This is a genomic window from Streptomyces sp. NPDC002730 (assembly GCF_042888805.1).
Lineage (GTDB): Bacteria > Actinomycetota > Actinomycetes > Streptomycetales > Streptomycetaceae > Streptomyces.
In genome coordinates this window covers 1-8,859 of sequence record NZ_JBIAQG010000041.1, presented here as the reverse complement: position 1 = coordinate 8,859, position 8,859 = coordinate 1, and the positions used below count along the sequence as shown (strand labels likewise).

General features: G+C 66.0%; 6 protein-coding genes and 4 pseudogenes. 2 read left to right on the top strand and 8 right to left on the bottom strand.

From position 1 onward, the window contains the following. Positions 1-158: 158 nt before the first annotated feature. The 5 genes and pseudogenes from istA to ACFYXH_RS41980 all read right to left on the bottom strand — a co-directional run. Positions 159-929: pseudogene (istA, locus tag ACFYXH_RS42000) on the bottom strand (IS21 family transposase); the annotation flags it as partial. A gap of 147 nt (positions 930-1,076) precedes the next feature. Then, positions 1,077-1,340, bottom strand: a pseudogene (locus ACFYXH_RS41995) (IS5/IS1182 family transposase); the annotation flags it as partial. Positions 1,341-1,460: 120 nt separating this feature from the next. Further along, positions 1,461-1,987 (bottom strand): annotated as a pseudogene (locus ACFYXH_RS41990) (DinB family protein). Positions 1,988-2,524: 537 nt separating this feature from the next. Further along, positions 2,525-3,205: a transcriptional repressor LexA gene (gene lexA / locus ACFYXH_RS41985; protein WP_389575023.1), complete on the bottom strand. Its 681-nt coding sequence runs from the start codon at positions 3,203-3,205 to the stop codon at positions 2,525-2,527. Positions 3,206-3,313: 108 nt separating this feature from the next. Beyond that, positions 3,314-3,844: a DsbA family protein gene (locus tag ACFYXH_RS41980; protein WP_389575026.1), complete on the bottom strand. Its 531-nt coding sequence runs from the start codon at positions 3,842-3,844 to the stop codon at positions 3,314-3,316. 474 nt (positions 3,845-4,318) lie between these two features. On the opposite strand from ACFYXH_RS41980, the gene ACFYXH_RS41975 reads away from it, so the two are divergent. Beyond that, positions 4,319-4,618, top strand: coding sequence for a hypothetical protein (locus tag ACFYXH_RS41975; RefSeq protein WP_389575020.1), 300 nt, complete (start codon positions 4,319-4,321; stop codon positions 4,616-4,618). A 28-nt stretch (positions 4,619-4,646) separates the two neighbouring features. On the opposite strand, the gene ACFYXH_RS41970 is transcribed toward ACFYXH_RS41975, so the two are convergent. The 3 genes and pseudogenes from ACFYXH_RS41970 to ACFYXH_RS41960 form a co-directional block, all read right to left on the bottom strand. Further along, on the bottom strand, positions 4,647-5,504 hold the full coding sequence (locus tag ACFYXH_RS41970) for a hypothetical protein (protein ID WP_389575018.1): 858 nt from the start codon (positions 5,502-5,504) through the stop codon (positions 4,647-4,649). 499 nt (positions 5,505-6,003) lie between these two features. After that, positions 6,004-6,318: a hypothetical protein gene (locus ACFYXH_RS41965; protein ID WP_389575016.1), complete on the bottom strand. Its 315-nt coding sequence runs from the start codon at positions 6,316-6,318 to the stop codon at positions 6,004-6,006. Positions 6,319-6,678: 360 nt separating this feature from the next. Continuing rightward, positions 6,679-8,156 (bottom strand): annotated as a pseudogene (locus tag ACFYXH_RS41960) (NF041680 family putative transposase). A gap of 109 nt (positions 8,157-8,265) precedes the next feature. Between ACFYXH_RS41960 and ACFYXH_RS41955 the strand changes: the two are divergent. Beyond that, positions 8,266-8,703, top strand: a complete 438-nt coding sequence (locus ACFYXH_RS41955) for a glutaredoxin domain-containing protein (protein WP_389575013.1) — start codon at positions 8,266-8,268, stop codon at positions 8,701-8,703. Positions 8,704-8,859 lie beyond the last annotated feature (156 nt).

Here is an 8,859-nt window from a genome sequence, read left to right as displayed (position 1 = left end):
AGGGCGGCGAATTGGCCCCAGAGTGGTTCGGTCAGCCATGATGGCAGTACAGGCACAGGTCTCCCCGGTGATCACAGAGCGTCGCAACTCCATGATCGCCAAGACCTGTGCCTGTCTTGCTGCCGGGGTCCCACCACCGCGCCTATCTGCGCAGCCTCTATGCACTGCCTTTCGACGCGCCCCTTCCCCTGAGGCCGGTAGGCCGCCAGGACGTCGATGTCGAAGCCGTAGGACGAGGCGAACGCGACCGCCTCGGGATGCAACGGCACCGCCTTGCCCGGTCCGACATGCCGCTTGACCACGGTCTTCGTCCGGTCGTAGACCACCGTGGCCGGAGTACCGCCGAAGTGCTCGAACGCCCGGCGGTGGCAGTCGAAGAACGTCGCCAGGTCCTGCGACGTGGTGAAGCAGCAGAACGGGTCCCGCACATAGGGCAGGACCATGTGGAACGAGTACACCTTGGCGATGCCCGCGTGCGCGAGGATGCCGCCCTCATCTCCCCAGTCGACCTGGGCCTGCCCGCCGGGCACCACCTCGAACCGGCGGTGCAGTCCGAACAACTTGCCGTCGTCCAGGCCGAGGTCGGCCCGGATACGGGGTCTTACCTCGGCGACATACATCTTCACGCGCTGGTAGTGGCCCTCGAAGCCGTACTGGTCGTCGAGTCGCTCGTGGATCACCGCGGCCTTCAACTCGATGTCCGAGCGCAGCCACGCGTCCACCACCGGCGCCAACTTGGCTATCTTGCGGGGCTGGGTGCCCTTGCGCGGCGGCGCGCTCGGCACCACCGCCCCCTCGGCGGCCAGGTACTTCTTCACCGTCCGCCAGTCGTGCCCGGTCTCCCGGGCTATCGCACTGATACTCACGACTGCCTCATGCAGGACGCGGAGCCTTCGCAGGTCCATCCATTCCTCCGGATCCAGGATCATAAGAAGCGGTCACCCTTCGGACTCGTCTGCTTGGCCGCTGACGAACCGAAGGGTGATCGCCCCCTGCCTCGAACGTCTCTACGACGCGCCGAGAGCTCTGGACGTGAGGGTGTACGCCGCTATGGAGATGAGGGTGTACGCGGACAACCGGCCCGCACCCTGGCCGCCGCACGGGGCCTTGGTGATGCAACCATCCACGGATATCTCGGACAGTTCCAGGCCGATCATCCGGTCGTACGCTTCCAGCGCGAGAACATGCACCACTTCGGATATCCCCTGCTCGGCCCACTCTTTGACACGTCGACGGATGGTCCGGTCAGAGCATCCGGGGCTGGAGACCCGTTCGTAGCCCGAGCCGTGGACCAAGGCGAGCACCACGTACTCGAACACCGTCCGGTCGGGGACACGGCGCACGGCTGTCCTTCGTGATCACTGAGCGTAGAGAGCTCCATGATCACGTGGACCCGTGCCCGTTCTGAAGCTCATCCCATCTCCCGGGCACCTGCTGCCGGACCGGTCTGAGAAAGAAGTTCAGTCACCCGTTGCCCCGTCGGTCCGCTCCCGTAGGAAGTCGGCGTGGCCGTTGTGGCGGGCGTACTCCTGGATCATCAACACGTAGACCCAGCGCAGGCTGAGGGAAACTCCGCGAGAGGACATGAAGGTCTCGTCGAGGTCGTGCCCGGCCGCCGCCGCGTCGCACGCTTTGACCTCGGTCTGGAACATTCCGAAGTCCCTCTTCGCATCGGCTGCGTGAACTCCGTCGAATCCCTCATTGCCATCTGACGGGCCGGTGAAGACATCACCGATAGCCTCACCTGCGAAGCTTCGCCGGAACCACCATCGCTCTACCTCCGCATGTGCCGGACCAAGCCAAGGAGGGTGAGGTTCGACGGCTCTACGGTCGTCCGCGCCAATTGGGCTGGCTCAAGCCCGGCGCACTTGGCCAGCAACGTTTCCCGGTGCCAGCTCAGCCAACCCTCCAACATCTGACGCTCAGTTACGGTACCCAGGCCGCCTAGCTGCTTGGTGCGCTCGACCGGTGGTGCTGTCCATGTCATGCATCCACCCTGCACCGCCCTCTGGGAGGGTTCAAGCAGGCAAAATGGCAGCGCGGCCAGGCCGTCCTTTGTGATTACTGAGCGTAGAGAACTCCATGATCACGTGGACCCGTGACCATTCTGATGCCCCCGCCACCTCCCGGGCGCCTATTGCCGGTCGGCCTTAGGCGCTTCGGGCTCCTCACTCCGCAGGAGACCGGCGAGCGTGGCGAGTGAGGGACTGAGGACGCCGGCGACCAGTGCGTCCAGCCCCGCCTGGATGAGTCTGTCAGAACCGATGTGTCTGCCGGATGCCCTCTCGCGCGCAAGGTGGCTGAGTCGGTTGAGGGCGTCGTCCTGGGGCATCTCGGGCTTCTTCGTCGGTAGCGGGGGCAACGAACTCTCGCACGACCGTCGACGCTGTCGCCATCGTGTTCACCAACAGGTTCTGGCAGTGGCCGTCCCTCGCCACCTCGTTCAGCTCAAGCTCGGCCCGTTGGTTCCGTTGGTTCCGTTGGTTCCCGTGTCCGGGGCAGCATGTCGGACGGAGCCCCGGGTTCAGACAGTGCGCAGTACGGCGACCACTTTGCCGAGAATGGCCGCGTCATCGCCGGGGATGGGTTCGTACGCTGGGTTGTGCGGCATCAGCCACACCCGGCGAGCGTCGCGTCGCAGCCGCTTGACGGTGGCTTCGCCGTCCAGCAGGGCGGCGACGATGTCGCCGTTCTCGGCATCGGGCTGGCGCCTCACGGTGACAATGTCGCCGTCACAGATGGCCGCGTCGATCATGCTGTCCCCAACTACCCTCAGCGCGAACAGCTCACCCTCTCCGACCAGCTGGCGCGGGAGTGCGTAAGTGTCCTCGACGGCTTCCTCCGCCAGGATCGGGGCCCCGGCAGCGATCCGACCCACGAGCGGAACCTGAGCCATCGCTGGCCCGGCGTCGCCTGATGGGAAGCCTGCGGTCCATGGGGTGCGGACACGGTAGGCACGCGGCCGGTGGGGGTCGCGGTAGATCACGCCTTTGCGTTCCAGGGCCATGAGCTGGTGCGCGACAGACGAGGTGCTGGCGAGCTTGACCGCTTTGCCGATCTCCCGCATCGACGGAGGGTAGCCCTGCCGGTGAACCTCCGTTTCGATGAACTGGACGATGGCCGCCTGGCGGTCGGTGAGCCCTTCGGGGTTGACGCGAATTCCTGGCGGCCGCCCAGGGCGACCTGCTGCTTCAGCTGCGTACATGTGGTACTCCCCGTTCGGGATCATGCAGAGCTGGACAGTAACCCGGCAACCACCACCTGGGGAACACCTATTCGGCAAGGGCCGATGCTCCTGCGGCTGGCGGCGGCGTCAGCCGCCATTCTGTGTGTAGTGGCCCGCGAGCCCCTCCGCGATGTCGAGGAGGGTCTTGGTCATAGGTTCCTCGTAGATGGCGCCGGCGACCTTCTCGGGCAGCGGTTCCCCATTGATCAACATCGTCGGCGTTCCCGGGCCGCCGCACCGCTCGTAGGCGGCCTGCGAAGCGGTCACGAAGTCCGTGTAGCGCATGCCTTTCACGGCCGATTCGAATCGCTTGCCACGCAGGCCCGGCACTTTGGAGGCGAGCTGCAGAAGGTAGGCATCGGTGTATCCGTCGACCTCCTCGGCCGACTGATTCGCGTAGAGAACAGCGTGGTACTCCTCGAACTTTCCCTCTTCGAGGGCGGCGCGCAGCGCGTTGACGGCCTTGCGGGAGCCGTGGCCTCCCAGGCGGTCGTCCAGTAACGATGCCAGCGTGTATTGGATTTTCAGCTTTCCCTGCTTGGCCCGGGCGTCGACTTCCGGGGCCCCGCCTGTGAGCTCGAACTCCTTGCAGTAGGGGCAGCGCGGATCCTCGTACAGCCCGATGACGACGCGGGCGTCAGGGTTTCCGACGGTGATCGTCGTTCCGTCGGCTTCAAGCCGCTCCGGCAGCTCGGCGAAGGAGGTCTGTTTTGCTACCGGGCGATCGGTGTCGGACCGGTCCGCCTGTGCTGCCCTGACGCCGCACCCCGCCCCATGAGTGCCAGCCCCACCGCGGCCGCCATGACGACGGCGATACGTCTGTGTCTTGTACCGTTGACCTGCATGTTGATGCCCCTCCCCTTTGATCGTCGGCCCACGCTACCTGCTGCAGGGCACCACGGCAGAGCGACTTCTTTTGCGCCGTGGACGGTCGGCTCTGCTCCCCCGGAGCCCGGCATCGCAGGGCCTTCAGGCGGAATGTGCGAGCAGATTGGCCAGGACCAACACGGCCCACATTGCTGGTATGGGCTCGTTGACTGAACTAACAGCGGGGTTTTCGCTGGTCAGCTGAGGTTCTGCTAGCTTCCCGGCATGCTTGAAGGTGGTAGTTCAGAAAGGGACTTAGCGAGCTTTTTGCTGCCGGAAGTGGGGCAGCTCGTCGAGACGGGGAGCCCTTGGGCGCCCTACCGGATGCTCGACTCAGGGATCGAGTTCAGCTTCGATGCCACGCTCCTCCTCGAGATTGAAAACTCGAAGGCTCGATCAGCCGAGGTCGTGTCGCTGGGACCGCTCACCACCCTTGCGATCACGGATGGCTTGGACGATCGAAACGGCCCCTGGGCCGCAGCGACTTGGTTGGCGCCATTTCGTGACGTGGCATCAGGACACTGACAGACAGGTCTGCGTGGGCTCTTCAGCCTCACCGAGGGATGATCAAATCGGTGAGCTGCGCCGCAGTTGGCATCCGACCGCGGTTGAAGACGACCGCGACGAACAGCACCACCACCGGCAACAAGGGGACGAGTGCAGCCTCGGGCAACCCGAGGACGGCCGCACCAGCCATGACCAGCACGACCACGAGCCCCACCACGACCATCCGCAATCGCTCCCTCGGCGCGGCCGGAGTCACACCGGCGATTTGATCTGCGTCGAGAAGGTCGTCGATGCGGCCCTCGGCGTAGCGTTCGGCGATTGTCAGCAGCATCACGATGAGGTCTTCAAGGGCGCGGCCCGGCTCGGAGTCCTGCCGCGCTTCGGCCCTTCGTAGCGCGCCTACCACCAGTGCGGCATGCGCCTTAAACTGCCGCTCGTTGTGCTGTCTGGCTCTGGCGCGGCGGGTGCGATGTGCCCTCCAGATTGCTTGCTCGACCGGTTGCATGGAAACTCGCGGGATCTGGCAGTCCGGCTGGGTTTCCTCCCAGCGGCGGAGAACTGTGGCGCACTGGGCTGCGACCGTCAGCAGTGCAACGGTCGGCCAACAGCGCCGGCACTCCATTCGCGGACCCTCCTTGTCCGGGTACCCAGCGAGAGCCTCCAGGTCATAGGCGGCGTGCGTCGCGGCGCTGCCGGTGCTGGTCATGTTTGTGCGCTTGATGAGTAGCACTTCGGCGACCAAGAACAGGGCGAAGGCCAGGAGGTTCGCTGCTGTGCCGATGTCACGCACCGACATCGGCACTGCCACGATGCTGCTGAGCATTTCTTGCACCACGCCAGGCTTCGGTCCCGGATCCGCGCTCAACCGCAGATGCTCCCAGTCAGCCATGTCGTCGACGTTCACCAAGACTAGTAGCAGCAAGACAAACCGGAGTGTCTTGATTGGCATGGCCAGGGGCAGAGCGCGCCACCACCGCACGACATACCGAGGGGCCAATCCGTGGCCGTCGACCCGATCTTGTATTCGAGGCGGCAGCAGCAGTATCTGCGTCAGAAGCGGAGCAGCTCGACGCACCCCCGAGGCGGCGCGCAGTCGCTCGAAGCGCTCCAAAGACCGCAACCACCGGCGCTGAACCGGTCCAGGAATGAGGAGCAGAGCGATCGCGACCCCGAGCACCAGCTCGCTACCCACGATGAGAAGACCGTTCGTCAACACATCGACAGTCTCACGTGTCCCACCGACAGCGACGCCCGGAACGCGATGAACCGACGACGGCGCTGGCGCATTCGGCACGAATCTGATGCAGATGGCAGCACGCCTGACCCAGACGCGCCCATGTAAGCGCGCCGCAGCCCTGTGCTGCTACAAGCGACTCGTCCGCTTCACCATGTAGGACGCGGTCTTAGTTCAGAGAAAGCGCGACATAGGCGAGCGGACGCAGAACGACGGGGTTGCCTTCGTCGAGCCGGCCCCCGTGCGGTCCGGTTGCCGGCCGGGGCAGTCGGTTGATTATCAAGTGGGCGATCAGGTTTGAGATCAGCGCGAAGGGCGCGAAAATGATTAATGAGAGCGGGCTCCACCAGCCCTGAGCCAATGTCTTGGTGGTCAGCGCGCGGTTGATTGCCCGCCCGCAGGGACGGCAGTACGGGCCGTCGACTTTCTGGAAGCGCATGTAGAAGACGAATGCCTGGTGCGCGCGGATGGGGAACGTCGTCACAGGCAGTGCACCGCAGACCTGGCACCCGAGCGGCGGTGCGGAAGGCAGCGTCTGACCATACGTGAAGTCAGTCGGCCCGGGTGCAGGACCTCCCGGTGCCGCAGCTGCGGGATACTCGCCCGGCGATCCGTAGGGGGCGCCGGAAAAGTGTGCCGGATGACTCGGATATGGGGGCGGCGTGGTCATGAGTGGATCTCCCTGGTGGCTGTACTGGTTGCTGCGTCACCGCGAGCGCCGCTCGTCCGGGGTGCCGCCCCGTCGGGGAACCTCCCGTACCGCGCGGCCGCGCCGGTGAGTTGTCTGCCCATCTCAGCGCCGCGTGCCGGGCCGGGGCACCGGACGCCGTGCTGAGCTTGCCTTTTAACCTCTGCGGCTGTCGCGCTCGATGATGCTCTCGGGTCGCCTGGTCATTTTCCCGACGTCATAGCGGGTCGCGGGGCGGCGATTTTTGGAGCCAAGTGGCCTTCCTGGTCCGGGTGTTGAGGGTTTCGGTGCACGGGCCGGACAGTGCAGGTGCGGGCGGAGGTTCCGAAACCCCCGGCGGACACGGGCCGGGGTGAGCCGTGCGGGCTCGGCCGGCCTCTCCCAGGGGCGGCGGAGATCCGCCACGGATTCGCGGGTGAGCCGGAGCTGGGTGTGGGCGGCGATCACGAGCCACGTCCAGCGGGCTCCGGCGTACGGGGTGCGGATCTTCGGGCGGGTCCACCCCAGAGTCTGCTTCATCAGCCGGAAGGTGTGTTCCAGGTCGAAGCGCCGCAGGAACGCCAGCCAGCGCACGTCGACGTGTCCTCGCCGCTCAGGCCGGTGGCCGACGACCACAGCCAGAGCGGCAGCGGGTCTCCGCCGCCGGGAAGGCGGTCGACCTGGAGGCGGATCAACGTGCCTTCGATGACCGGGAGTTCGCCGGTGTGGTCGATCCACGCGGATCGGGTGGTCAGGCGGGGGTGGATGCGGTCCCAGGCCATCGCGCGGGCAGTTCCGTACCGGTCGGTGACCTGCACCGTGGCCGCGTCCGGATCGCCCCAGGTGTCCGGTTTGACGAAGCGGAACTCCTTCCCGTGCTTCGGCGGCCGCCTGCCCTGCGGCGGGGAGATCCACGGAACCGGGACGGGCTTGCGCATCACCCGGTCCGTGCGCATCCGGCCCAGGACCTCCACCGGCAGCCCGGCCAGGAGGTGGGCCATGCGCGGGGCGTCGTAGCCGGCGTCGAACACGATCAGGATGTCCCGGTCGCCGAGGTGCCAGCGGCCCATCTCGATGAGATCGATGACCACCCGGCGGACCTGGGCGGCGGTGACCTCGGCTACGTCGTCGGCCGGGCCGAGACGGACGGCGTCCAGCAGTTGGCACCAGGACGTCCGGCCCGATTCCAGGGCGGCGACGAAAGAGTACGGCCAGCCGGGCACGAACTGGTCCGAGGACCGTCCGCTGCGGCCGTAGACGTGGCAGAACAGGCGGTCGGCGCTGGTGGGAGCGTCGGGGCGGAGCCAGTTGCTGACGTCGACCGCGAAGACCAGGCGGCCGTCGGCGGCGTGCGGCATGGGCAGGCCGGCCAGCACCTGCCGCAGACGGGGCACGTCGATGTTCCCGCTGTTCAGGGCGTCGTACATGGCGCCGTGCCCGCGCCGGTGCTCAGCCACCAACGTCAGGTCCACCGGCGCTCTCACCGGTCCGTCCGCACACAGCAGCGCATCCGTGAGGTCGAACAGTTCGTCCCCGCGAGCGGTCAGACAGTCGAATAAGTCCTCCCGGAAGCGTGACGCTTTCGCGAACGCTTCCCCCGGAACATGATCAGGTAGCAGACTCACCTTCACGGCCTTCGTCGTGGTCACGTGCATCCTTGGTCGGAGCACATGATCAGACGAAGGCCGCCTCAGCGTCCGGCGAACACCCAGGTGAGCGGCCTAGTTCGAGGAGCATTTCGACTCATCGATAGCCTGCATCACTATGATGCGCGCTTGGATCCTGCCGATGCTGCTTGTGCTCAGCGGCTCAGCCGTCGCGACTGGGCAGATCTTCAAGGGGAGCCCCGGCACGGCCGCAGCACTCCTGCTGGCGTTCCTGGCGCTCGCCAGCGTGAACTCACCCCTGATCTTCCCGAGGTCGATCGGTGCGCAGGAGGCACAACGCCGCAGCACGGTCGACGGCCGACCGGTCGTCTTCTGGCGGCCGGGCTGCAAGTACTGCATACGACTGCGCATCCGGCTGGGCCGCAGCGCCCGCCAGTTGCATTGGGTCAACATCTGGCGCGACCCGGCAGGAGCCGCAGCGGTGAGAGCAGCCAACGACGGCAACGAGACCGTGCCGACCGTCGTCGTGGCGGGCCAGCTACACACCAACCCCGATCCCGAATGGGTGCGCGAACAGCTCTCCCCTTCCGCGTGATCAGAAACCGCGCCCTAAGGAGAGGTACCCGCAGACAAAAGCGCACAGAGGTTAAAAGACAAGCTGAGCTTGTTCTTTATCTACCAGGACCTACCGGGTCTGCCGATGGCCTTGAGGGTCTCGGGGCGTTTGACGGTCTTGCCCACGTCATAGCGG